Below are 24,353 nucleotides of genomic sequence, written 5' to 3' on the forward strand. Positions count from 1 at the left end.
CACTGCGAAGTTGAAAAACAAGGGGGCAGGGATGTTGCTGGTAAAAAAATTAAATCATCATCGCGTTCTATCATTGTTAGCGCTGGCGCTAACCGTTGTTCCATTTACGCTACCGCAGGCCGCTGTTATCGCCGCTTTGCCCGGGACAACGCAGGCGGCTATCTCCGTTTCCGAAAGTCAGCAACGCATCCGGCAGGCGTTTTCCAGCGCCGATCAGCCGTTTTATCTGGCACCGCTGGCGACGCTCTATGCATCCCGCCATATGCAACCGCTCTGGCAGGATCCCCAGGCGATACAAAAATTTCAGCAGCAGATGGCTGAAGTGGCACTTTCTGGTGTTCAGCCACAATTCACGCGCTGGATTGAGCGTCTGACTAACCCGGCGATCACCGGCTTTGCCCGGGATGTCGCGCTGTCCGATGCGATGCTGGGCTATCTGCAATTTGTTTCTAATGTGCCGACGCAGGGTGAAACCTGGCTTTACAGCAATGTTCCCTACCGGCTGACACAGCCGTCGGTGGCGGTCGTGAATCAGTGGCAGAACGCGGTCAATGCAGGATCGGGCAACACGTTTATTGCGTCACTGCAGCCGCAGCACCCGCAGTATCAGCCGATGCACGCCGCGCTGAAAACCCTGCTAGGTGATAAGCAGCCCTGGCCGCAGCTGAAAAGCAGTGAAACGCTGCGTCCGGGACAGGTCAGTGACGATGTGCCGGCGCTGCGTGAAATCCTGCAGCGCAGCGGCATGTTAACGGCGCAGGTTAATGCACCTGCACCGGATGACGATGCGGTGCCGGTGGCCGCCTCACCAGTGACCCACAGCGACCAGCCGGTTGCGGTCAGCCCTTCTGCCGCGCCAGTCGGCGATCTTTCTGCGCCTTCACTGCAATCGCCGGGTAACGTTCAGAGTCAGACGCTGGAAGGAAACACCGCCAATGTCTATGACGAGACGCTGGTGGCGGGTGTGAAGCGTTTCCAGCAGTGGCAGGGACTGGATGGCGACGGTGCTATCGGTGCCAGAACGCGGCAGTGGCTTAACGTCTCTCCGCAGATGCGTGCTTCGTTGCTGGCGCTGAACATTCAGCGACTGCGCCTGCTGCCGGACGATATGCACAACGGCATTATGGTGAACATCGCCAACTACTCGCTGATTTATTACAACAACGGCAACAAGATCCTCTCATCACGCGTCATCGTCGGGCGTCCCGATCGCAAAACGCCGTTGATGCGCAGCGCACTCAATAATGTGGTGCTGAACCCGCCATGGAATGTGCCGACCACGCTGGTGCGTAAAGATATCATTCCTAAAGTGAAGCAGGATCCGACCTATCTCTATAAGCATGGCTATACCCTGCTGTCGGGCTGGAGCGCTGACGCTGAAGTGATCGATCCCAGCATGATCGACTGGCGCATGGTCACCGCTTCATCGTTCCCCTATCGGTTGATTCAGGCACCGGGTGTGGCGAATGCGCTGGGCCGCTATAAATTTAATATGCCCAGCTCAGATGCGATCTATCTGCACGACACGCCGAACCACAACCTGTTCCAGCGGGATATCCGCGCGCTCAGCTCAGGCTGCGTCCGGGTAAATAAAGCGTCCGAACTGGCGGGCTTATTACTGCAGGACGCGGGCTGGAACGATGCCCGCATCTCCAGTACGTTAAAAGAGGGTGACACACGCTACGTGCCCATCCGCCATCGTATTCCGGTCAATCTCTATTATCTGACGGCGTGGGTCGCTGATGATGGCAAACCACAGTTCCGCACAGATATTTACAATTATGATGACACCGCGCGTTCGGGCAGCCAGGCTTTGAGTCGGGCTGAGCAATTGCTGCTCTAGTGATTGATTTTAAATCGTTAGCGGCGGGCCGGTTATTCAAAAAAATGTTATCAAATGGCGATTCCTGCAGGGATCGCCACGCAAACAGGTTGCAGATGGGTTGACGCTCTACTGAGAGAAAGTTATGGTTCGGGCTGTGCGCTTTTTGCACATTTCTATGGCTTCACTCTCAGGTAAATCGTTACATGTCTACTATTGATTCTTTTCGTCGCAAACTACTGCTGTGCGGTAGCGCCGCCGCCGGTCTGGCATTATTACCCGCTTCTGCAAGGGCCTCGCTTTCTACCTCTCGCCCGCGTGTATTGATGCTTAATAATCTTCATACCGGTGAAACCCTTAAAACTGAGTTTTTTAATGGTAAGAGTTACGACAAGGATGAGTTGTCACGATTAAATCACTTTTTCCGTGACTATCGCGCCAATAAAGTGAAAAGCATCGATCCGCACCTGTTTGATCAAATCTTCCGCCTGCAGGCGCTGCTGGGAATGCGTAAACCGATACAGCTGGTTTCGGGCTACCGTTCACTGGCAACCAACAACATGTTACGTGAGAGCGGTCCTGGGGTGGCAAAGCACAGCTATCATACCAAAGGCCAGGCAATGGATTTCCATATCGAAGGGGTTTCTCTGGCCAATGTACGCAAAGCGGCGTTATCTCTGCGTGCGGGTGGTGTAGGATATTATCCCCGCAGTAACTTTGTACATATTGATACCGGGCCGATCAGGCACTGGTAATGACACCGGCAACGCTGCGTGAGCCGGTCATGGAGCGTTATGAATTACCACATTATTCCTGTTACCGCGTTTGCCCAGAACTGTTCAGTTATCTGGTGCGAGTCCACTCGTGAAGCCGCGCTGGTTGATCCAGGCGGCGATGCCGATCTGATCAAAGAGACGCTGGAACAACGCCAGCTTAAACCTTCCCGGATTCTGCTGACTCATGGACACCTTGATCACGTCGGGGCCGCCGTCGAGCTGGCTGCCTTCTGGCAGATTCCGATTGTCGGACCGCAAAAGCGTGATGCATTCTGGCTGGAGGCGCTGCCTACCCAGAGCCGGATGTTCGGACTTGGTGAGTGCGCGCCTTTTACCCCCGATCGCTGGCTGGAAGAGGGGGAGAGCGTACAGGTAGGGCTGACCACGCTGGAAGTCCTGCACTGTCCGGGCCATTCGCCTGGCCACGTGGTGTTCTTCGATCGGCCAGGACGGTTACTGATTTCAGGTGACGTGATTTTTAATGGTGGTGTGGGACGCACAGACTTCCCGCAGGGCGATCATCAGCAGTTAATCAATGCTATCCGCACGAAACTGCTGCCGCTGGGCGATGATGTCACTTTTCTGCCCGGTCACGGCCCGATTTCTACGCTGGGGCATGAACGCATCAGTAATCCTTTCCTGCAATAAAAAATGGGCCAGCAGGCCCATTTTTCAATTCGGTCATCCTGCTTACAGCACGGCGACAATCGCTTCGCACAGCGCCGACATATTGTCTGGCGTCATGCCCGCCACATTCACCCGCCCTGAGTTCACCGCGTAGACGCCAAACTCTTCACGCAGGCGAATGACCTGCTCTTTGGTTAAGCCGCTGAACGAGAACATGCCGTTCTGCTTAATAATAAAGCTGAAGTCGCGCTGTGCACCTTTTTCCGCCAGGGTATTTACGAAGAGCTGGCGCATGCGCTGAATGCGCTGACGCATGTCCGACAGCTCCTGCTCCCAGATGGTACGCAGGGTATCGTTGCCCAGAATGGTGGCGACGATGGCGGCGCCATGTGCCGGCGGATTGGAGTAGTTCGCGCGAATGGTGTACTTCACCTGACTGAACGCGGTATCTGCCACGCTCGCATCGGCGGCAACCAGCGTGATGGCACCAACACGCTCGTTATACAGGCCGAAATTCTTGGAGTAAGAGCTGGCGACGATCAGTTCCTGATGCGAGGCGGCAAAAATACGCAGGCCTTCTGCATCTTCCTCCAGACCACGGGCAAAACCCTGGTAAGCGAAGTCAAACAACGGCAGCCAGCCGTTGGCCTGTGACAGCTCCGCCAGCTGTTGCCACTGCTCAGCGGTCGGGTCGATACCGGTCGGGTTATGGCAGCAGCCGTGGAACAGCACCACGTCGCCTGGCTGAACCTGTTTCAGTGACGCGACCATGCCATCGAAATCCAGCGTATGGTTTGCCGGGTCGTAATAGTGGTATTCACAGACCTCAAGACCGGCAGCGTTAAACACGTTGTTGTGATTCGGCCAGCTTGGATTGCTGATCCAGACCCGCTTCACCGATGTTTGCGTGGCGAGGAAATCGGCTGCAACGCGAAGCGCACCGGTACCACCCGGTGTCTGAGCCGTGCGAGCACGGCCAGCGGTGATTAGCGGGCTCTGGTTGCCGAACAGCAGGGCCTGTGTGCAACGGGCAAAATCAGCCAGACCATCAATACTGAGATAGTTTTTGGTGGTTTCATTTTCCAGCAGATATTGCTCAGCTTTTTTAACACTGGTCAGCACCGGGGTCTTGCCGGTTTCGTCTTTATAGACGCCAATGCCCAGATTGATTTTTTCCGGGCGGTCGTCAGCACGAAACAGATCGGCCAGCCCAAGAATAGGATCGGCGGGTGCAGCAGAGATCGATTCAAACATGTGTCAGGTCCATTAGCGTGAACTTTAGCGAAAAGAGCTCTCAGGTTAGCGTCCGGCCAGACAAATGCCAACCGTTTGCGAGACAAATTCATACATTTTGCAGTGTGGATTGCACGACGTGGAAAGGTAGTGATTAAAGCGGGGTAACGGCGCGAGGAAAAACGCACCTGTTTGGAATAGCAGCCATAAAAAAACGGGGACTTAGCCCCGTTTTTAAACATGTTTAAAGCGGAATTAGAACTGGTAAACCAGGCCTACACCAACAATGTCGTCTGTGTTCAGATTCAGTGGGTTATTGTCATCCAGCTGGTTGATTTTGTAATCAACATAGGTAGACATGTTTTTGTTGAAGTAGTAAGTTGCGCCAACGTCAATGTATTTGTACAGGTCAGCATCGCCGATACCTTCGATATCTTTGCCTTTCTGCTGTACGTATGCGATAGATGGACGCAGGCCGAAATCAAACTGGTACTGTGCAACTAACTCAATAGTCTGGGTTTTGTTAATGGTTGCATTAGCATCGGCGGTTGTGTTAGGTGCGGTGCCTGGAATAGTGGCGGTAAAGTATGAAGAGTTACGACCTTCACCATACATCGCTGCCAGGTAAACGTTGTTTGCATCGTATTTCAGCGCAGTTGCCCAGTTCTCAGCACGTTTGCCCTGTCCAATTACATTACCATTAACATCAGTAACACCTGCAGCCTGTGTATCAGTACGGTCGCTGCTGCTGTAGGCACCAACGATGCCTACACCGATTGGTGAGGTATAGCTGGTTGATGCACCCCATCCGTCGCCGTTAGCACGAGTAATGTCGGTACGGTCGTTTTTGCCCTGATACTGAACTGCGAAGTCCCAGCCATCAACCAGGCCGAAGAAGTTGGTGTTGCGGTAGGTCAGCAGGCCGGTGCTGCGACCGTTCAGGAAGTTATCTGAGCCGCCCCAGTCACCACCAAATACTGGCAGCATATCGGTCCAGCCGATTGCATCGTAAACCAGACCGTAGTTACGGCCGTAGTCGATTGAACCGGCATCGCCGAATTTCAGACCCGCGAAGCCCAGACGGGTTTTGGTGCCGTCCCGTGCGTCATCACCTTCAGATTTGTTCGCCTGAATGTTATATTCCCACTGGCCATAACCGGTCAGCTGGTCATTAATCTGGGTTTCGCCTTTGAAGCCGAAGCGCACATAAGTCTGATCGCCATCATCACCAGCGCTATCAGAGAATTGGTGACGCGCATCCACTTTACCGTACAGGTCCAGTTTGTTGCCGTCTTTGTTATAGATTTCTGCAGCGTTTGCTGCGCCAGCTACTAACAGAGCAGGGATAACCACTGCAAGAATATTGCGCTTCATCATTATTCATTACCCTCATTGGAGTTATTTGTACACCTGCCACTGCCGTCAAGAAACCTTTACGGGAACCCTGAACGAAGTTTGGTGTCTTCCTGTGTCTGCACGCATCTTTCCATCCCACCCGCCGTAATTCTAGCGCTTAAATGCTACTAAACTCGTAATCTTGTTTCAGTAAGAAAATATGTATTACAAAATGTAAAAAACACGGAACTTTGTGAGAGAACTCAAAATTTACAAAAATAAAAAAAGGCCGGCAGTGCCGACCTCGTTATATATATGAATTTCTTATATTTAATGCCGAATATCAGAAACTCGCGTTGCGTGGGGTGCGCGGGAAGGGGATTACGTCCCTGACATTTTGTACGCCGGTGACATAGGCGATTAAACGTTCAAAGCCTAATCCAAAGCCAGAATGTGGCACGGTACCGTAGCGACGCAGGTCACGATACCACCAGTAATCTTCTTTATTCAGACCCATCTCTTCCAGACGCGCATCCAGGACATCCAGACGTTCTTCACGCTGTGAACCGCCAATGATCTCACCAATGCCTGGCGCCAGAACATCCATCGCCGCCACGGTTTTGCCATCGTCATTCAGGCGCATATAGAACGCTTTAATGTCTTTCGGATAGTTTTTCACCACCACCGGCGCTTTAAAGTGTTTCTCGGCAAGGTAACGCTCATGCTCAGAGGAGAGGTCAATACCCCAGGAAACCGGGTTTTCGAAGGTCTGACCGCAGTTCATCAGGATCTCAACCGCATCGGTATAATCCACCTGCGCGAAATCGGTGGTGATGAAACGCTGCAGACGCTCAACCGCCTCTTTATCTACCCGCTCAGCAAAGAAGGCCATGTCATCGGCACGCTCTTCCAGCACCGCGTTGAAGACATACTTCAGCATTGATTCGGCCAGTGCAGCGGCATCATCCAGTGAGGCAAAAGCGATTTCTGGCTCCAGCATCCAGAATTCCGCCAGATGGCGGCTGGTGTTGGAGTTCTCTGCGCGGAACGTCGGACCAAAGGTGTAGATCTTCGACAGAGCGCTGGCATAGGTTTCGCCATTCAGCTGACCTGAAACGGTCAGGAACGCCTCTTTACCAAAGAAATCTTCACTGAAGTCAACTTTGCCCTGATCGTTACGCGGCAGGTTTTCCATATCCAGCGTAGAGACACGGAACATTTCGCCGGCACCTTCGGTATCGGAGGCGGTAATCAGCGGCGTCGAGACCCAGAAATAGCCATTTTCATGGAAGAAGCGATGCAGCGCCTGCGCCAGGGTGTGGCGAACGCGGGCGACCGCGCCAATCAGGTTGGTGCGCGGACGCAGGTGAGCCACTTCGCGCAGATACTCGATACTGTGGCGTTTCGCCGCCATCGGGTAGCTGTCGGGATCTTCCACCCAGCCTACGACTTCCAGGCTGGTCGCCTGAATCTCAAACGCCTGGCCCTGACCCGGCGAGGCCACCACTTTACCGGTGACGATAACGGAACAGCCCGTAGTCAGACGCAGCACTTCATCCTGATAATTATTCAGAGAATTATTGACGACAGCCTGAACGGGATTAAAGCAGGAGCCGTCATAGACAGCGATGAAGGAAAGACCGGCTTTGGAATCTCTTCGGGTACGCACCCAACCACGTACGGTGACTTCACTGTCAACCGCGACGCGACCGTGCAGTACGTCCGCTACAGGCACTACGCTCATAAATATCTCTCTATATAGAAGAAGTGAGTAAAAAAGTTGCCCCATCCGGGGTTTTGCTATGTTACTTGCGAGTCTTCAGGAAACAAGCAAAATTCAGGGGGAAAGCAGATTTATTACAGCAGAGGCGGGGCGTATCAACGCCCCGGTAAGAAGAGGATTAACTCGCTTTTTTCACCAGCGGCAGATCAAAAGCTTTACGCAGGGCTCTGACAAAGGCTTTATCCTGGCAGATGGTTTTGCCCGGGCTGTCTGAGAGTTTCGCCACCGGCTTGCCATTGCACTGCACCAGTTTGATAACGATGTTCAGTGGCGTCACGCCCGGAATATCGCAGGTGAGACGGGTACCGATGCCGAACACCACGTTCGTCCGCTGACCAAAGTGGCGGTAAAGCGCCAGCGCTTTGTCGAGATTTAAGTTGTCAGAAAAGACCAGGTGTTTGCTTTGCGGATCGATACCCAGCTTCTGGTAGTGTGCGAGGGCTTTCTCGCCCCATTCGACCGGATCGCCGGAGTCGTGGCGCAGTCCCTGGTAGCGGCGGGCAAACACCGGACCGAAATCGCGCAGGAATGCGTCCATAGCGATGCAATCGGTCAGGGCGATGCCCAGCTTATCGTCATACTCATCCAGCCACGCCTGTAACGCCGCGCGCTGGCTGTTGGCCAGTACCGGACTGATCTGCTGGAAGGCCTGGAACCACTCATGCGCCTGTGTTCCCACCGGCGTCAGTGACAAACGGCGCGCCAGATCATAGTTACTGGTGCCAATCAGCCACGGAAATTCCTGTTTCAGCGTTGAGACGATCGACTGTTGCACATCCTGCGAATAGCGACGACGGGTGCCAAAATCCATCAGGCGGAAGCGTGACATATCGAGGTCAGCCACCTGAGCTTTAAAGTCGCCGAGTTTCTGATGTAAGTGGTCAAGTGCCTGCTGAGTGGTGACCTGTGGCGTACGATGACGATGCACAATCTCACTGATCAGCGCCAGCAGCGGCACCTCCCACATGATCACTTCTCGCCACGGCCCCTGAATACGGAGTTCCAGCTTGCCATGATGATTGCGCACCTCAACCTGATCCGGGTTATAGCGGAACTGGCGTAACCAGCTGAGGTAATCCTGCCGGAAGAAGGGAAGGTGAGACAACCAGGTCGCTTCATCATCAGTCAGCGCCAGGTGTTGCATTGCGGTTATCGCGTCACGAATTTCGTCAGCGTAGAGACCCAGCAGTTCGTCGCCGCGGCAGCGAAACTCCGCCGCCACCGTTATGTCATGATAGCGGTGGAAAACGGCCTGTTGCATATGGAGCTTATAGGCGTCCGTATCCAGCAGCGAGGTCAGTATCGGGGAAGCATGTCCTGTCATGGCGCGTTTCAGCATCCTGTTCGGTGGCGCAGAGCCCGGTGTTGTACACAGTCATAAAGACGCAAAAGTATAATTCACTATCTGAAGCCGATCACAGCATATTTCAGACGGGCGGGTCGAGGCCAATCTGTGCCATTGTTAACAAAGTGTAGCCATTTCACCCTTTAGGTGCATTGTGCGTGGCAAGCTTGTAGTAACAAGCTTAGACTTTGCCGGTAAACTTATAACAACGCGAGACGCAATATGACGCAACAGCCCCAAATCAAGTATCGCCACGACTACCGTGCGCCTGAGTACACCATCACCGATATCGATTTAACTTTTGAACTGGATGCGTCCACCACTCGTGTAACGGCCATCAGCCAGGTTAAACGACTGGGCGACAGCCAGGCTGAGCTGCGACTGGACGGCGAAGCGTTAACGCTGATTGCGCTGGAGGTCGACGGGCAAGCCTGGACGGCCTTCCGTGAAGAAGAGGGCGCACTGGTCATCAGCCAGCTGCCGGAAAGCTTCACCCTGAAAATTATTAATGATATTCATCCGGACCAGAACACCGCGCTGGAAGGACTGTACAAATCGGGCGAGGCGCTCTGCACCCAATGTGAGGCTGAAGGCTTCCGTCATATTACCTGGTATCTCGATCGCCCCGACGTGCTGGCGCGCTTTACCACCACCATTTATGCCGATGGTGAGCGCTATCCATTCCTGCTCTCCAACGGTAACCGCATTGACAGCGGCCGGGATGAGCAGGGTCGCAGCTGGGTGAAGTGGCAGGATCCGTTCCCGAAACCCTGCTACCTGTTTGCGCTGGTGGCGGGTGATTTCGACGTGCTGCGCGACAGCTTCACCACCCGTTCAGGACGTGATGTGGCGCTGGAGATCTTCGTCGATCGCGGTAACCTCGACCGTGCCGACTGGGCGATGACCTCGCTAAAAAACAGCATGAAGTGGGATGAAGAGCGTTTCGGTCTGGAGTATGACCTCGACATCTTTATGATCGTGGCGGTGGACTTCTTCAACATGGGCGCCATGGAGAACAAAGGCCTTAACGTCTTCAATGCCAAATATGTGCTGGCTAAAGCGGAAACGGCGACGGACAAAGATTACCTGGGCATTGAAGCGGTTATCGGTCACGAATATTTCCATAACTGGACCGGTAACCGCGTGACCTGCCGCGACTGGTTCCAGCTCAGCCTGAAAGAGGGACTGACAGTGTTCCGCGATCAGGAGTTCAGCTCTGATCTGGGCTCACGCGCGGTGAACCGCATTGATAACGTGCGTATCGTACGCGGTGCGCAGTTCGCCGAAGATGCCAGCCCGATGGCACACCCGCTCCGTCCGGATCAGGTCATCGAGATGAACAACTTCTATACCCTGACGGTGTATGAAAAAGGGTCAGAAGTGATCCGTATGATGCACACCCTGCTGGGTGAAGAGAATTTCCAGAAGGGCATGAAGCTCTATTTTGATCGCCACGACGGCAGCGCCGCCACCTGTGATGATTTTGTTCAGGCGATGGAAGATGCCTCGAATGTTGACCTGTCGCAGTTCCGCCGCTGGTACAGCCAGTCCGGTACGCCAGTGCTGACGGTGCGCGACGATTACAACCCGGAGCTGGAGCAGTATACGCTGCACGTCACGCAGCACACGCCTGCGACTGCCGATCAGAAAGAGAAGCTGCCGCTGCATATCCCGCTGGATATTGAACTCTACGATGGCGAAGGCAAGGTGATCCCGCTGCAGAATAATGGTCATCCGGTACATCATGTGCTGAATGTCACCGAGGAGTTCCAGACCTTTATTTTCGATAACGTCTACTTCCAGCCGGTGCCGTCGCTGCTGCGCGAATTCTCTGCTCCGGTTAAGCTTGATTACAAATGGAGTGATGCTCAGCTCACCTTCCTGATGCGTCATGCACGCAACGACTTCTCCCGCTGGGATGCGGCTCAGAGCCTGCTGGCGACCTATATCCGTCTGAATGTCGCCCGCTATCAGCAGGGCCAGCATCTGTCACTGCCGCTGCATGTCGCCGACGCCTTCCGCGCGGTGCTGCTGGATACCGACTGCGACCCGGCACTGACCGCGCTGATTCTGACGCTGCCGTCGGAAAATGAGATTGCCGAGCTGTTTGATACTATCGATCCGCAGGCGATTGCGCTGGTGCGTGACGCACTGCAACGCACGCTGGCACGCGAACTGGCCGATGAGTTTTTTGCGATCTACAACGCCAATCAGCAGCCTGAATACCGCGTGGAGCATGACGCGATAGGTCAGCGCAGCCTGAAAAATATCTGCCTGACCTATCTCGCCTTCAGCGATGCGCAACTGGCGGATAAACTGGTGCAGACGCAGTATCACCAGGCGACCAACATGACCGATGCGCTGGCGGCGCTTTCTGCTGCGGTTGCGGCACAGTTACCGTGCCGTGATGCGCTGCTGGCAGCTTACGATGAGCGCTGGCATCAGGATGGTCTGGTGATGGACAAATGGTTTGTGCTGCAGGCGACCAGTCCGGCCGCTAACGTGATGCGCAATGTGCGTCAGCTTCTGAATCATCGCTCCTTCACCATGAGTAATCCGAACCGTGTTCGCTCGCTGGTGGGTGCCTTTGCCTCGGCTAACCCGGCCGCCTTCCATGCTAAAGATGGCAGCGGTTATAAGTTCCTGGTGGAGATGCTTACCGACCTCAACACCCGCAATCCGCAGGTTGCGGCGCGGATGGTGGAGCCGCTGATTCGCCTGAAACGTTATGACGAAGGCCGTCAGGCGATGATGCGCCAGGCGCTGGAGCAGCTGCTGGAGCTGGATAAACTCTCTGGCGACCTCTACGAGAAAATTACCCGGGCACTGAACGCCTGATAATAAAAAAGGGGAGTGTCTGAGACACTCCCCTTTTTTAGCGCTGCTGCGCGAAACGAACCGGCTGCGGTCGCTCCGTACGCTGCATGACCCGATCCAGCACCTCCGCTTCCAGCTCGGCCAGCCGCGCCGATCCGCGACGGCGGGGACGGGGCAGATCCACCAGCAGATCCAGCCCGATTTGACCCTCTTCGATCAACAGCACGCGATCTGCCATCACCACCGCTTCACTGACATCATGCGTAACCAGCAGCACGGTAAAGTGATGCTGCTGCCACAGTGACTCAATCAATCCCTGCATTTCAATGCGGGTCAGGGCATCCAGCGCCCCCAGCGGTTCATCCAGCAGCAGTAAACCGGGCCGGTGGATCAGCGCTCTGGCCAGTGCGACGCGCTGTTTCTGGCCGCCGGAGAGGGCGGCTGGCCACTCATCAGCCCGATCGGCGAGGCCTACCGCCGCCAGCGCATCCAGCGCCGCGCTGCGCCATTCGCGTCCGCGCAGACCCAGTCCGACGTTATCGATCACTTTTTTCCACGGCAGCAGTCGCGCATCCTGAAACATCAGGCGGGTATCTTCACGAGCCGACTGCAGCGGCGCATTGCCTGCCAGCAGTTCACCGCTGGAGCTCTGTTCGAGACCGGCCAGCAGGCGCAGCAGCGTGCTTTTGCCACAGCCGCTGCGACCCACCACCGCCACAAACTGACCTGAGGGAATATGCAGGTCAATCTTATTCAGAATGGTGCGGCTGCCATACTGTTTGCTGACGCCGTTAACGCCAACCGGGGTGCCGGTGTTGAGGCGCGCCGGTGAGAGAGTCTGGCTCATGCGTTCTCCTCCTTCAGTTGATAAGCGGGATGCCAGCGCAGCCAGACACGTTCAAGCAACAACGCGGCGACATCCGCCAGTTTGCCGAGCAGGGCGTAAAGAATAATGGCGACCACCACCACATCGGTCTGCAGGAATTCACGCGCGTTCATGGCCAGATAGCCGATACCCGCGTTGGCAGAGATGGTCTCTGCGACAATCAGCGTCAGCCACATCAGGCCCAACGCGAAACGCACGCCGACCATGATATTGGGCAGCGCGCCTGGCAGGATCACCTGGATAAACAGGCTCCAGCCGGAAAGGCCATAGCTGCGCGCCATCTCAACCAGCCCGCGATCGATGTTGCGGATGCCGTGATAAGTATTCAGGTAGATCGGGAACAGCGTCCCCAGCGCCACCAGAAAGATCTTGGCGGACTCATCAATACCGAACCAGAGGATTACCAGCGGGATCAGCGCCAGATGCGGCACATTGCGCAGCATCTGTACCGAGGTATCCAGCAGTCGTTCACCGGTTCTGGAGGTGCCGGTAATCAGCCCGAGCAGCAGGCCGATAGAACCGCCGATACTGAAGCCGATCAGCGCCCGCCAGCTACTGATCGCCAGGTGCTGCCAGAGTTCACCACTGGCGGTCAGCTGCCAGAAGGTGGTCACAATTTTCTCCGGTGCGGGCAGAATACGGGTCGACAACCAGCCGGTTTGCGAGGCAATCTGCCACACCACCACCAGCAGCGTTGGCAGCAGCCAGGGCACCAGCGTATCAGCAAGGCGTTTTCGGGTTCTGGTCATCATGCTCTCCTCAGCCCCGGGCGACTTTTTTCTCAGGGGTAAAATCGTTGGCTACCGCTTCACCGTGTGCCTGAACCACGCGCGGCTGGGGCACCAGTGGGACCTGCAGGTCAAGATGCGGGAACAGCAGTTCGCCGACGCGATAAGCCTCTTCAAGGTGCGGATAACCCGACAGGATAAAGGTCTCAATGCCCAGCGCTTCATACTCTTTGATGCGTGCGGCCACGGTCGGGCCATCGCCGACCAGCGCGGTCCCGGCTCCGCTGCGCACCAGGCCGACGCCTGCCCACAGGTTAGGGCTGATTTCGAGCTTGTCGCGGCGACCGCCATGCAGTGCGGCCATCCGACGCTGCCCCACAGAATCTGCCCGCTGGAATGCCGCCTGCGCTTTGGCGATGGTGGTGTCATCCACATTGGCAATCAGTTTGTCTGCGGCCTGCCAGGCCTCTTCATTGGTTTCACGCACGATCACATGCAGACGGATGCCGAACCGGACGGTGCGTCCCTGGGCTGCCGCTTTCGCGCGCACCTGCTCAATCTTCTCTTTAACCTGCGCAGGGGGTTCGCCCCAGGTGAGGTAAACATCGACCTGTTCGGCCGCCAGCTCCTGGGCGGGTTCAGAAGAGCCGCCAAACCACAGCGGGGGACGAGGCTGCTGCACCGGTTTAAACATCAGACGCGCACCGCGAACCTTCACGTGCTTGCCTTCATAATCGACGGTTTCGCCTTCCAGCACCCGACGCCAGACGCGGGTAAACTCGGCGGATTCCGCGTAACGCTCGCGGTGATCGAGAAACACGCCGTCGCCCGCCAGCTCTTCCGGATCGCCGCCGGTCACCAGATTAAACAGCGCACGTCCGTTAGAAAGACGGTCCAGCGTGGCGGCCTGACGTGCTGCCTGGGTCGGTGAAATCACCCCAGGACGCAGCGCCACCAGGAATCGCAGGCGCTGCGTCACCGGAATCAGCGAGGCGGCAACCAGCCAGGCATCTTCGCAGGAGCGGCCGGTGGGGATCAGTACGCCGCCAAAGCCAAGGCGGTCAGCGGCCTGCGCCACCTGTTGCAGATAGGCGTGATCAACCGGTCGCGCCCCTTCGGCAGTACCAAGATAGTGGCCGTCGCCATGCGTCGGCAGGAACCAGAAAATGGATACGCTCATTGTTGCTCCTTATTGCGTCACGGTATGCGGATGCCAGATGCGATCCTGGATCGTCACTTTTACTGGCAAGAGATGATTGGCATAGAACAGGTCAGCAGTGCGCTGCTGAGCTGCGGCAGTTTCGGCACTGACCGGCGAAATCCGGGTAGGCGGCCGATGGCTGAGGTAGCTGGCGATAACCGGTTCGGGCAAGCCCATCGCCTGTGCCAGTAACGTGGTGCTCTGCTGACGCTGGCTGATTGTCAGCGCGTCAGCAGAGCTGAAGGTGTCGAGCACCTGCTGAATAAACGCGCCATGGGCCTCGGCGTAGCTGCGCGTCGCTAAATAGAAGGAGCCGGTCAGGTTAAGGGAGCTGCCATCAATCAGCAGGCGCGAATTCCCCTGCAGCAGCACTGATGAATAGTAGGGGTCCCAGATTGCCCAGGCATCAACGTCACCCTGCTGGAAGGCGGCGCGCGCATCGGCGGGGGTGAGATAGACCGGCGTGATGTCTTTAAAGGTCAGACCCGCCTGCTGTAAGGCGCGCAGCAGTAAGTTGTGAGAGCTGGAGCCTTTCTGGAAAGCCACTTTCTTGCCTTTCAGATCCGCAACCTGTTTCAGCGGGCTGCTTTTTGGCACCAGAATCACTTCTGCTTTGGGTTTTGGCGGCTCCGCGCCAACATAGAGCAGATCCGCGCCCGCGGCCTGGGCAAACAGCGGGGGAAGATCACCGGTACTGCCCAGGTCGATACTGTTGATATTCAGCGCTTCCAGCATTTGCGGACCTGCAGGGAACTCGATCCACTTAATCCGGGTATGAGGAAATCGTTTTTCCAGTAACTGATGTGACTTTGCCAGCACCATGCTGACCGAACCTTTCTGATAGCCGATACGAATCTCAGACGGATCGGATTCGGCGGCCTGTACCTGAAGGCCGGCCAGCAGAAGTCCGGCCACCAGCCACTTTCCTAATCTCAGCTTCATCGATCGCTTCCTTATACCGCTTGCGCAACGGGATGGTGGTGACGGGTCAGTGCCAGCCAGAAGGCGGAGACGGCCTCATCCAGGCGCTGTGACAGTGAATCCTGCAGTTCGGGCTGACGGTCGTAATGACTGATCTGATGATCCTCGGCATAAACACCATGCAGGATCTCCTGCGCCTTTAAGGCGTTGAGCACCGGCTTCAGGGCGTAGTCCAGCGCCAGCATATGACCGGCACTGCCGCCGCTGGCCAGCGGTAACACGACTTTGTGTTCCAGTGCGCGTTCAGGCAGCAGATCGAGCAGCGTCTTCAGCGCACCCGAAAACGACGCTTTATAGATAGGTGTCGCAATAATCAGTCCATCAGCCGAAGCCAGATCGTCACGCAGGGCGAGAAGCGCAGGTGCATCAAAACGCGCATTGATTAAATCGTCAGGCTGAAAGTTGTGAATATTCCACGGAATGACTTCAATACCACGCGCCTCCAGCTTGTGCTGACACAGCGTCAGCAGTGAGGTTGAGCGGGAGGGGAATCGTGGGCTGCCTGCCAGCGTAATAACTCGCATCATCACTCCTTATAACTAAAAGTTATTGATTATCAAATGTTGAGAACTTATGCCTTCATACTGTCAGAGCAGGGGAGTGGGCTTAAATGATTTATCCGGCAAAGTAAGGGTGAAATCTGCAAATAGAAGGCGTTGCGACAGATGTCAGCATCGCCGCTTCCGATAATTCTTAAATTAAGCGCTGGCAGCGGAACAATTCATTAAGGGGCATGATACGAGATCGTCAAAATGTGTCGGTTGAGCAGAAAAAATATCTTTCGTCTGATTGCTTAATCATTTTTTCTGAGAGTGGCGCGGCCATAAAGCGCAACGGCTGACAAAATAGCGCTGCGAAGCAGCACAGAATCAGCTTATCTGCGGCAGCCTCTGCCAAAGATTAAGATTTATTGCAGAAAGCAAACTGTAATAATAATGAAGGAATGCTGAACTTATTCATCGTTTCAGATGTTCGCTTACAGATTTCTGAATCTGGTTACGTCTGCTTTGCAGGGCTAATTTAAATCGATCCTCAACGGTTTTAACATTACTGCGGGCTATAGATGCACTTTCGTTAAGAGTGATGCTCACATGAAACATTAAGATGATTTTTACGGCTGGTCTTTTTTCGCATTACAGGTTTAAGATAATCGGGCTCAATGAAAGCAATCATAATAATCGCGCCTTACTCTTTTCGACGTTTCGCCTCTGGTCAGAACCTGCATCAGGCAGGTGAATCGTATTGTCATTTTCTAACAGCAGAGAATTGCATATGTCTGACATCCTGTTATCCGTTATTATTCCAACCTACAATGTTGAGAAATATATTGTAGAGTGCGTCGATTCGTTATTACGCCAGGTTAAAGCGCCCAATGAAATAATCATTGTGAATGATGGATCTACTGATGGAACATTAGCCTTAATTGAACAGAATTATGCACACCTTTCTCAGGTGAAAGTGATCACCATTGAAAATGGCGGCCTCGGCAATGCACGGGACACCGGCATTGCACTGGCAAAGGGTCAGTTTCTCTTTTTCTGTGACCCGGATGATGTCGTGGTTGATGGCCTCGTCACTGAGCTGGCAATGGTGGCGGAGAAGCATCCTGAAACGGATCTTTTCTGTTTTAACTCCTGCGTCTATGAAGATGGCCACATTGATATCACCTCGCCAAAAGTGAAGCATGACCAGTTTGGCCAGCAGAAACCACAGGAGGTCTTTCTGCGCCTGCTGCGTAATGGCAGATATACCTCTGCCGTCTGGAATTACGTCTTAAGAAAAAGCGTCATTGAACAGCATAAGTTGCGCTTTGTACGTCGGGTTCATGAAGACCACAACTTTACGCTCTCCGTGTTTATAAAATGCCAGCACGCATGGGTCAGCCGTCAGGTCTATTATAAGCAGCGCATCCGCAGTGGTTCACTGACCAACAGTACCAAAGGCAATGAGTTTTTCTATCAGCGCTATGACGCTTTTATGCACGCTTATAATACGTTAACCAGTTCGCTCCCTAAATCAGCCTGGCGTAGTTCGCTGGAAAAGTCTTATTTACTTCACTCGTTCCGTCTGATGATCTATTTGTCTCTCTATAATAAAACGCCGGTACCGGAATATGTCTGTAATGCCATTCGCTTTATGGGTCGTAACGTAAAATCAGAAAATCTTAAAGAGTGGTTGTTGTTTAATCGCCCGGAGCTCTTTATTGCGCTGCAGCACTACAAGGTTAAAAAAGAGCTCAAGCGCGCAGCCTGATTCTGAAAAATGTTTAGCGATATTGTTTATGCCTTAGCGAAATGAGAAGGTGAGACATGCAATGTGTATAAGGTTGTTGCGACATGGCAAAAGTACTCGATAAAAGTCTGGTTATTAATATTTTCTCGCTGCTGGCTTACCGTGGCGCATCGTTTCTGTTTCCGCTGGCCACGCTGCCCTATCTTGCCCGCGTTCTGGGTGTAGAGCAGATGGGTACGCTGGCGCTGGCGATCGCCTGCGTCCTCTATTGCAGCACCATCTCCGACTGGGGATTCAATGTCTTTACCACCAAAGATATTGCTCACCATCGTGATGACAAAGAACGCGTCAGCCAGCTCTTCTGGTCAACATTCAACGCCAAGCTGATGCTGCTGGTGGTCACCAGCGGCACGCTGCTGACCGCGACCTGGTTCAATCCCTCCTGGCACCCTCTGTTCTTCATCATTCTGGCGAACTGCACCACGCTGGTCGGCTCGCTGTTTTCATTCGGCTGGCTGATGCAGGGCTTTGAGAAGCTGGGTAAGACGGCGATGATCGCCACCTTCGGTAACTTCTGTGCGATTCCGCTGACCTTTTTGCTGGTGAAATCTCCGCAGGACACCTGGCTGGCTGCCCTGATCCCTGGCGCGGTCTCCATTATCAGCGCGGCGATTACGCTTAAGTTCGTGCTGGAGATGAAAGTCATAGGCCGCTACCGCTTTGAACCGCGCGAAATCAAACAGCGCATCACCGACAGCATGGATGTGTTTATCGCCATTGCCGGTGCTAACCTTTTCAACAGCGTCAACGTGGTGATTCTCGCCACCTTTGCTTCGACTTATATGGTCGGGATCTACAACGGCGCCGATCGCCTGCGTAAAGCGGCCAACTCTGTGCCGGAGCAGATCGGCAGCGCCTTCTTCCCGCGCGTCAGCCACCTGTTCGGCCGGGATAAACGCGCCGCGATTGCCGCGACACGCAAAAGCCTGCTGCTGTCGTTTTCCCTGAGTCTGTCGATTGTAATCTTCACCTGGTTTTTTGCTGACCTGGTGGTCTCAATATTGCTGGGTCAAGACTTTATCCAGTCAGCGGATGTGCTGCGCGTCTTTGTGCTCTGCTTCCTGTTTGGCAACATTGCCTACCCGGCTGGATTACAGATTCTGATCCCACATGGTCTGGCCCGCCAGCGTATGTGGGTAATGATGGCCGCTGGTGTGGTTAACGTGCCGCTGTGCTGTTTCCTGGCGTGGAAGTTTGGCGCAATAGGTGCCGCATGGTCGATGGTCGGGGCTGAAGCGTTCGTCTGTCTCGGTATTTTTGGCATCATGCAACGTCACGGCATCCTGCGGGAATATCTGTTTCCCTCTGAGGTGAAAAATCAACCCGTAAACGATTCCGCCGCGTAAGATCAAAGCATTTTCAGTTAACTTCACGCTTCCCCGCTGTTCGATTTACTTTTGCGCCAGAGCACTTTACCATTCTGGCGCACAATTTCCCGTGCACCGACTTTCACGATCGCTTCCGTCCTTCAGGAGAGTGCATGTTTTATCCTATCGTCCGACCGGCGCTGTTTAAACTTGATCCCGAACGCGCACACGAACTCACCTTTCAGCAACTGCGTTTTATGAACGGCACCCCACTGGAGATGTTTTATCGCCAGAATCTGCCGTCGCGTCCGGTCACCTGTATGGGACTGACCTTTAAGAATGCCCTTGGCCTGGCGGCGGGTCTGGATAAGAACGCAGAGTGTATTGATGCGTTTGCGGCGATGGGCTTTGGCTTTGTTGAAGTCGGCACCGTCACGCCGCGCGCCCAGGCGGGGAACGATAAGCCACGCATGTTTCGTCTGGTGGAAGCGGGCGGAATTATCAATCGGATGGGGTTTAATAATCTGGGTGTTGATCACCTGGTTGAAAACGTGAAGAAAGCGCGCTTTAACGGCGTGCTGGGGATCAATATCGGTAAAAATAAAGATACGCCGGTCGAGCAGGGCAAAGATGATTATCTCATCTGCATGGAAAAGGTTTATGCCCACGCCGGTTATATCGCCATCAATATTTCCTCACCTAACACCCCAGGTTTACGTTCGCTGCAATATGGCGAGGCGCTGGATGATCTGCTTTCTTCCATCAAACAGAAACAAAAAGAGCTGGAACAGCGTCATCTGAAATATGTTCCGCTGGCCGTAAAAATTGCGCCCGATCTCTCTGAAGAAGAGTTAATTCAGGTCGCGGACAGTTTAATTCGTCATCAGATTGATGGCGTGATTGCCAGCAATACCACGCTCGATCGTTCGCTGGTGAGCGGTCTTAAGCATGCTGAGGAAGCGGGTGGGTTAAGTGGACGGCCAGTGCAGTCGCGCAGCACGGCGGTGATACAGCGCCTCTCTCAGGAACTGCAGGGACGGTTGCCGATTATTGGCGTAGGCGGGATCGATTCTCTGACGGCAGCGCGTGAAAAAATCGCCGCCGGGGCATCACTGGTTCAGATTTATTCAGGCTTTATTTATCAGGGGCCAGGCTTAATTAAAGATATCGTCACCCATCTCTAAGACAATTCTCACAATCATTGGCCGGGGGGTTTATTTATCCCCTCGGCTCGTTTATATTTTGTCCTGTTGCACGCTTTTTCAGCTTTTCCTTATGTTTCTTTTTTCGCTGAATTCTGCGTGATTTTTGGCGCAGCGGTAAATACAGGGCACACGATGAAAATTAAACCCGATGATAACTGGCGTTGGTATTTTGACAGCAGCCACGACCGAATGATGCTCGACCTGGCAGACGGTATGCTTTTCCGTTCCCGTTATTCCCGCAAGATGCTCACGCCGGATGCCTTCACTGAATCGGGTTTTTGTGTCGATGACGCCGCCCTTTATTACACCTTTGAAGAGACCTGCCGTCAGTGCAAACTCAGTGGCAGCCATCGCGCCGAACTGGTGTTAAATGCGCTGGTCGCTGCACGCTTCCTCAAGCCACTGATGCCAAAAAGCTGGCATTTCGCCTCTTATGCCCCGGCAATGCAGCCCCGTCCCGGTGAAATGGTACAGGTTACGCTGGCAGAAGAGGGAACGCAGGCACGACTGCTGGTGGTTGAGAGTGGCGATAACGCGGCGCTCTGCCTGCTGGCGCAGCCGGGATTGACGCTGGCCGGAAAAAACATGGTGCTCGGCGATGCCATCAAGGTGATGAACGATCGCCTGCAGCCCCTGTATCAGGATGTCGCGCCGCGCTACGCCCGCGCAGTCTGACTACCTTAGTTCTACATCGCCAGCCGGAATACAGCTGCAGCTCAACAGCGTGCCGTCCTGACGCAGGGCGCTCTGTTTCAGCGCCTTAACCTCACCCGCGACCAGACTCAGCTTGCAACTGCCGCACAGTCCCGCCCGACAGGAGTAGGGGATCCGGAAGCCCTGCATCTCCAGCTGATCCAGTAATACCTGCTGATTATCCCCGGTGAACGTCTGACCCTGAAACGTGATAGTCACGGCATCAGGCGCCTGCTGCTTTGGTTTCATTGTTTCGACCACTTCACCGGCACCATAGCTGCGCGGTGCATGACGTTTCAGAACAATCATCTCATCACCGGCGCGCACCACCCCACTGTTGCGCGCCACTAAGTTCAGACCGAAATCAATATCCCCGCTGCCATCCAGGGCGGTGCGGAACGTCTGCAGCGTGGCCAGCGGATGACCGGCAGGATGCTTAACGCCGGTTTCGGTGCTGACAGTGGTGAGCACGCAGCGACTGCATGGCTTAGGCACCTCGAATATCACGTCGCCAATCTGAATCTCCGCCCAGCTGTCTTCATCCCATGCGGCAGCGCCGCTGACGACCAGATTCGGACGAAACTGTTCGGCGCGGACGCTGGCCGGGCAGCGCTGTTGCAGATCATGCAGCGACGCGTTGTTGATCAGCAAAAACGGAAAGCCGTCGGCAAAGCTCAGCGGAATATGATTAAACGCTTTAACCCGGCGGCTGGGTTGCGGCCCGACCCAGCGCAACTGAACCTCACGCGGGAAGAACTGGCTCAGCCATTGGTTAATCGCACGCGGCGCTATGCGCGCGGTGAAATGATTTCCCCAGACTTCGGTGGGGTGATCCTGCTCATCGAAATCGCTGAAGCGGATCAGGGAGTGACTGCCATCCGGGGCCGTCAGCAGCAGGCCATCCGGTAAAATCGCGGGCGTGAAGCGCACCATCTCCGGGTGCTGACGCGCGGTAATAAAGGTGCCATCAGGTTCGGTCACCATAAACAGACGATCAAATGCCAGTCCGCTGTCAGTGACCAGCGCGTGTGACAGCGCTAATCCCCGCATCGACTTCACAGGATGAATAAATAAGCGGGAAAGCGTGATCATGGTGTTCTCCTTGAACCCGACGCGCAGCACAAAAGAAGCTAACTTTATGACATAGGTCTCCGATTCGCTATAATGCGCGACAATTTTCTCAAGAGTTAAAAAGTGACGATATGAATTCTCTGTTTGCCAGCACGGCGCGTGGGCTCGAAGAGCTGTTAAAAAGTGAGCTGGACGCGCTGGGCGCGCAGGATTTGCAAGTAGTGCAGGGAGGCGTTCACTACGAAGCCGACGATCGCACCATGTACCAAAGCCTGATGTGGAGTCGTTTAGCATCACGCATCCTGTTGCCGCTGGGAGAGTTTGGCGTCTACAGCGATCTGGATCTCTATCTGGGTGTGCAGAGCGTGGACTGGCCGACGATGTTCGGCAGCGACAAAACCTTTGTTGTGCATTTCAGCGGCACCAACGATTCGATTCGTAACAGCCAGTTCGGCGCGCTGAAAGTTAAAGATGCCATCGTGGACAGCTTTACCCGTCAGAATCTCGAACGACCCAACGTCGATCGTGAGCAGGCAGATATCCGTGTCAACGTCTGGCTGAATGACGATCGCGCCAGCATTGCGCTTGATCTCAGCGGCAGCTCGCTGCATCAACGTGGTTATCGCCAGCAGACCGGTCAGGCGCCGTTAAAAGAGACCCTGGCGGCGGCCATCGTGCTGCGTTCTGGCTGGGAGCCGACGACACCGCTGATCGATCCGATGTGTGGTTCCGGTACGCTGCTGATTGAAGCCGCACTGATTGCCTGCGATCGTGCGCCAGGCCTGCTGCGCAAGCACTGGGGCTTCACCGCCTGGAGCCAGTTTAACGCTGCGTTGTGGCAGGAGGTTAAAACTGAGGCGCAGAACCGTGCCCGCACTGGCACGGCTGCCACCCAGGCGCGCTTCTTTGGCTACGACAATAATGGTCGGGTGCTGGAGTGGGCGCAGGCGAATGCCCGCCGCGCTGGCGTCTTTGAACTTTTCACCTTCGGCCAGCAGGATCTGCTGAAGCTGACTAATCCGGTCGATCCGGCGGTTCACGGTACGGTGCTGAGTAATCCTCCTTACGGTGAACGTCTGGAGAGCGAACCAGCCCTGATTGCGCTGCACAGCCAGCTCGGACGTCTGATGAAGCAGCATTTTGGCGGCTGGAACCTGTCGCTGTTCAGCGCCTCGCCAGAACTGCTGAGCTGCCTGCAGCTGCGTGCCGATCGCCAGTTTAAAGCGAAGAACGGTCCGCTGGATTGCGTGCAGAAAAACTATAAGCTGGCGGTTAACAGTCATGAAAGCGCCGGACAGATTGCGGAAGATTACGCTAACCGCCTGCGTAAAAACGTGAAGAAACTGGAGAAGTGGGCGCGTCAGGAAGGCATTGAATGCTACCGTATTTATGATGCCGATCTGCCAGACTACAACGTTGCTGTCGATCGCTATGGCGACTGGGTGATTATCCAGGAGTACGCGCCACCGAAAACCATCGATCCTGATAAAGCGCGTCAGCGTCTGTTCGATGTCATCAGCGCAACGCTGAGCGTGCTGCAACTGCCTGCCGACCGTCTGATTATGAAAACGCGTGAACGCCAGAAAGGCAAAGCGCAGTATCAGAAGCTCAGCGAGAAGGGCGACTATTTCGAAGTTAAAGAGTTTAATGCGCGTTTCTGGGTGAATCTGACCGACTATCTCGATACCGGCCTGTTCCTCGATCACCGCATTGCCCGTAAAATGCTGGGCCAGATGAGTCAGGGCAAAGATTTCCTGAACCTGTTTGCCTATACCGGTACCGCCAGTGTGCATGCCGGTCTGGGTGGCGCGCGTTCAACCACTACGGTAGATATGTCGCGTACCTATCTGGAGTGGGCGGAGCGCAACCTGCGTCTCAACGGACTGACCGGGCGTCAGCATCGTCTGATGCAGGCGGACTGTCTGAGCTGGCTGAATGAGAGTGACGAGAACTTTGACCTGATCTTTATCGATCCGCCAACGTTCTCCAACTCAAAACGTATGGAAGAGAGCTTCGACGTTCAGCGCGATCATATGATGCTGATGCGTAACCTGAAGCGCCTGCTGCGTCGCGGCGGCACCATCATGTTCTCCAATAACAAACGCGGTTTCAAAATGGACATGGATGGCCTGAAATCACTGGGCCTGCAGGCGCAGGATATTACCCAGAAAACGCAGTCGCAGGACTTCGCGCGTAACCGTCAAATTCACAACTGCTGGCTGATCACTCACGCCGGTAAGGAATAAGCTTA

General features: G+C 54.8%; 19 protein-coding genes. 9 read left to right on the top strand and 10 right to left on the bottom strand.

Annotated features, from left to right (window positions below; genetic code table 11):
- Positions 1-31 precede the first annotated feature (31 nt).
- The 3 genes from ldtD to GVJ63_RS00660 all read left to right on the top strand — a co-directional run bounded on the left by ldtD (position 32) and on the right by GVJ63_RS00660 (position 3,246).
- Positions 32-1,843 carry a L,D-transpeptidase gene (ldtD, locus tag GVJ63_RS00650; RefSeq protein WP_159226282.1) on the top strand — a complete coding sequence of 604 codons (1,812 nt, stop codon included), beginning with the start codon at positions 32-34 and terminating at the stop codon, positions 1,841-1,843.
- 185 nt (positions 1,844-2,028) lie between these two features.
- Positions 2,029-2,577, top strand: coding sequence for a YcbK family protein (locus tag GVJ63_RS00655; protein ID WP_010254972.1), 549 nt, complete (start codon positions 2,029-2,031; stop codon positions 2,575-2,577).
- A gap of 39 nt (positions 2,578-2,616) precedes the next feature.
- Positions 2,617-3,246: an MBL fold metallo-hydrolase gene (locus GVJ63_RS00660; protein WP_159226283.1), complete on the top strand. Its 630-nt coding sequence runs from the start codon at positions 2,617-2,619 to the stop codon at positions 3,244-3,246.
- A 42-nt stretch (positions 3,247-3,288) separates the two neighbouring features.
- Here GVJ63_RS00660 and GVJ63_RS00665 read toward each other — a convergent pair whose 3' ends face one another.
- The 4 genes from GVJ63_RS00665 to pncB all read right to left on the bottom strand — a co-directional run bounded on the left by GVJ63_RS00665 (position 3,289) and on the right by pncB (position 8,900).
- Positions 3,289-4,479, bottom strand: coding sequence for an amino acid aminotransferase (locus GVJ63_RS00665; RefSeq protein WP_010254977.1), 1,191 nt, complete (start codon positions 4,477-4,479; stop codon positions 3,289-3,291).
- Between the two features lie 234 nt (positions 4,480-4,713).
- Complete coding sequence (ompC, locus tag GVJ63_RS00670; RefSeq protein WP_277950702.1) at positions 4,714-5,835, bottom strand: porin OmpC; 1,122 nt, start codon at positions 5,833-5,835, stop codon at positions 4,714-4,716.
- Between the two features lie 301 nt (positions 5,836-6,136).
- Positions 6,137-7,537, bottom strand: a complete 1,401-nt coding sequence (gene asnS, locus GVJ63_RS00675) for an asparagine--tRNA ligase (RefSeq protein ID WP_010254981.1) — start codon at positions 7,535-7,537, stop codon at positions 6,137-6,139.
- Between the two features lie 157 nt (positions 7,538-7,694).
- A complete protein-coding gene (gene pncB, locus GVJ63_RS00680) occupies positions 7,695-8,900 on the bottom strand; it encodes a nicotinate phosphoribosyltransferase (RefSeq protein ID WP_010669771.1) in 1,206 nt (401 codons plus the stop codon).
- Positions 8,901-9,143: 243 nt separating this feature from the next.
- On the opposite strand from pncB, the gene pepN reads away from it, so the two are divergent.
- The gene (pepN, locus tag GVJ63_RS00685; protein ID WP_159226284.1) at positions 9,144-11,759 is read left to right on the top strand and encodes an aminopeptidase N; all 2,616 of its coding nucleotides are present in this window, start codon (positions 9,144-9,146) and stop codon (positions 11,757-11,759) included.
- Positions 11,760-11,796: 37 nt separating this feature from the next.
- On the opposite strand, the gene ssuB is transcribed toward pepN, so the two are convergent.
- Genes ssuB through ssuE form a run of 5 tightly spaced genes read right to left on the bottom strand, consistent with a single transcriptional unit; the run spans position 11,797 to position 16,058 of the window.
- Entirely contained in the window at positions 11,797-12,585 is a 789-nt protein-coding gene (ssuB, locus tag GVJ63_RS00690; RefSeq protein ID WP_033771287.1) for an aliphatic sulfonates ABC transporter ATP-binding protein, read from the bottom strand.
- The gene (gene ssuC, locus GVJ63_RS00695; protein WP_010254987.1) at positions 12,582-13,373 is read right to left on the bottom strand and encodes an aliphatic sulfonate ABC transporter permease SsuC; all 792 of its coding nucleotides are present in this window, start codon (positions 13,371-13,373) and stop codon (positions 12,582-12,584) included. The genes ssuB and ssuC overlap by 4 nt, the downstream gene beginning before the upstream one ends.
- 10 nt (positions 13,374-13,383) lie before the next feature.
- Complete coding sequence (ssuD, locus tag GVJ63_RS00700) at positions 13,384-14,532, bottom strand: FMNH2-dependent alkanesulfonate monooxygenase (protein ID WP_159226285.1); 1,149 nt, start codon at positions 14,530-14,532, stop codon at positions 13,384-13,386.
- Between the two features lie 9 nt (positions 14,533-14,541).
- Complete coding sequence (locus tag GVJ63_RS00705; protein ID WP_010254990.1) at positions 14,542-15,495, bottom strand: sulfonate ABC transporter substrate-binding protein; 954 nt, start codon at positions 15,493-15,495, stop codon at positions 14,542-14,544.
- An 11-nt stretch (positions 15,496-15,506) separates the two neighbouring features.
- Positions 15,507-16,058, bottom strand: coding sequence for an NADPH-dependent FMN reductase (ssuE, locus tag GVJ63_RS00710; RefSeq protein WP_010254991.1), 552 nt, complete (start codon positions 16,056-16,058; stop codon positions 15,507-15,509).
- Between the two features lie 748 nt (positions 16,059-16,806).
- On the opposite strand from ssuE, the gene GVJ63_RS00715 reads away from it, so the two are divergent.
- From GVJ63_RS00715 to GVJ63_RS00730, 4 genes are all read left to right on the top strand, one after another.
- Positions 16,807-17,787 carry a glycosyltransferase gene (locus tag GVJ63_RS00715; protein WP_159226286.1) on the top strand — a complete coding sequence of 327 codons (981 nt, stop codon included), beginning with the start codon at positions 16,807-16,809 and terminating at the stop codon, positions 17,785-17,787.
- An 83-nt stretch (positions 17,788-17,870) separates the two neighbouring features.
- On the top strand, positions 17,871-19,172 hold the full coding sequence (locus GVJ63_RS00720) for a flippase (RefSeq protein WP_159226287.1): 1,302 nt from the start codon (positions 17,871-17,873) through the stop codon (positions 19,170-19,172).
- Positions 19,173-19,306: 134 nt separating this feature from the next.
- Positions 19,307-20,317, top strand: coding sequence for a quinone-dependent dihydroorotate dehydrogenase (gene pyrD / locus GVJ63_RS00725; protein WP_033779470.1), 1,011 nt, complete (start codon positions 19,307-19,309; stop codon positions 20,315-20,317).
- 153 nt (positions 20,318-20,470) lie between these two features.
- The gene (locus GVJ63_RS00730) at positions 20,471-21,013 is read left to right on the top strand and encodes a cell division protein ZapC (RefSeq protein ID WP_033757182.1); all 543 of its coding nucleotides are present in this window, start codon (positions 20,471-20,473) and stop codon (positions 21,011-21,013) included.
- Here GVJ63_RS00730 and GVJ63_RS00735 read toward each other — a convergent pair whose 3' ends face one another.
- A complete protein-coding gene (locus GVJ63_RS00735; protein WP_159226288.1) occupies positions 21,014-22,123 on the bottom strand; it encodes a YcbX family protein in 1,110 nt (369 codons plus the stop codon).
- A 110-nt stretch (positions 22,124-22,233) separates the two neighbouring features.
- Between GVJ63_RS00735 and rlmKL the strand changes: the two genes are divergently transcribed.
- Positions 22,234-24,348: a bifunctional 23S rRNA (guanine(2069)-N(7))-methyltransferase RlmK/23S rRNA (guanine(2445)-N(2))-methyltransferase RlmL gene (gene rlmKL / locus GVJ63_RS00740; RefSeq protein WP_010669780.1), complete on the top strand. Its 2,115-nt coding sequence runs from the start codon at positions 22,234-22,236 to the stop codon at positions 24,346-24,348.
- The last annotated feature ends 5 nt before the right edge of the window (positions 24,349-24,353 follow it).

The sequence above is a fragment of the Pantoea sp. 18059 genome, assembly GCF_902706165.1.
In the GTDB taxonomy this organism is placed as follows: Bacteria; Pseudomonadota; Gammaproteobacteria; order Enterobacterales; family Enterobacteriaceae; genus Pantoea; species Pantoea agglomerans.

Coding starts and splice junctions, on each gene's coding strand:
- ssuE (WP_010254991.1), bottom strand. CDS start 16,058: ATGCGAGTTATTACGCTGGCAGGCAGCCCACGATTCCCCTCCCGCTCA.
- GVJ63_RS00715 (WP_159226286.1), top strand. CDS start 16,807: ATGTCTGACATCCTGTTATCCGTTATTATTCCAACCTACAATGTTGAG.
- pncB (WP_010669771.1), bottom strand. CDS start 8,900: ATGACAGGACATGCTTCCCCGATACTGACCTCGCTGCTGGATACGGAC.
- GVJ63_RS00735 (WP_159226288.1), bottom strand. CDS start 22,123: ATGATCACGCTTTCCCGCTTATTTATTCATCCTGTGAAGTCGATGCGG.
- GVJ63_RS00720 (WP_159226287.1), top strand. CDS start 17,871: ATGGCAAAAGTACTCGATAAAAGTCTGGTTATTAATATTTTCTCGCTG.
- asnS (WP_010254981.1), bottom strand. CDS start 7,537: ATGAGCGTAGTGCCTGTAGCGGACGTACTGCACGGTCGCGTCGCGGTT.
- GVJ63_RS00655 (WP_010254972.1), top strand. CDS start 2,029: ATGTCTACTATTGATTCTTTTCGTCGCAAACTACTGCTGTGCGGTAGC.
- ssuB (WP_033771287.1), bottom strand. CDS start 12,585: ATGAGCCAGACTCTCTCACCGGCGCGCCTCAACACCGGCACCCCGGTT.
- GVJ63_RS00730 (WP_033757182.1), top strand. CDS start 20,471: ATGAAAATTAAACCCGATGATAACTGGCGTTGGTATTTTGACAGCAGC.
- pyrD (WP_033779470.1), top strand. CDS start 19,307: ATGTTTTATCCTATCGTCCGACCGGCGCTGTTTAAACTTGATCCCGAA.
- ldtD (WP_159226282.1), top strand. CDS start 32: ATGTTGCTGGTAAAAAAATTAAATCATCATCGCGTTCTATCATTGTTA.
- pepN (WP_159226284.1), top strand. CDS start 9,144: ATGACGCAACAGCCCCAAATCAAGTATCGCCACGACTACCGTGCGCCT.
- GVJ63_RS00665 (WP_010254977.1), bottom strand. CDS start 4,479: ATGTTTGAATCGATCTCTGCTGCACCCGCCGATCCTATTCTTGGGCTG.
- ssuC (WP_010254987.1), bottom strand. CDS start 13,373: ATGACCAGAACCCGAAAACGCCTTGCTGATACGCTGGTGCCCTGGCTG.
- GVJ63_RS00660 (WP_159226283.1), top strand. CDS start 2,617: ATGAATTACCACATTATTCCTGTTACCGCGTTTGCCCAGAACTGTTCA.
- rlmKL (WP_010669780.1), top strand. CDS start 22,234: ATGAATTCTCTGTTTGCCAGCACGGCGCGTGGGCTCGAAGAGCTGTTA.
- ssuD (WP_159226285.1), bottom strand. CDS start 14,532: ATGAGCGTATCCATTTTCTGGTTCCTGCCGACGCATGGCGACGGCCAC.
- ompC (WP_277950702.1), bottom strand. CDS start 5,835: ATGATGAAGCGCAATATTCTTGCAGTGGTTATCCCTGCTCTGTTAGTA.
- GVJ63_RS00705 (WP_010254990.1), bottom strand. CDS start 15,495: ATGAAGCTGAGATTAGGAAAGTGGCTGGTGGCCGGACTTCTGCTGGCC.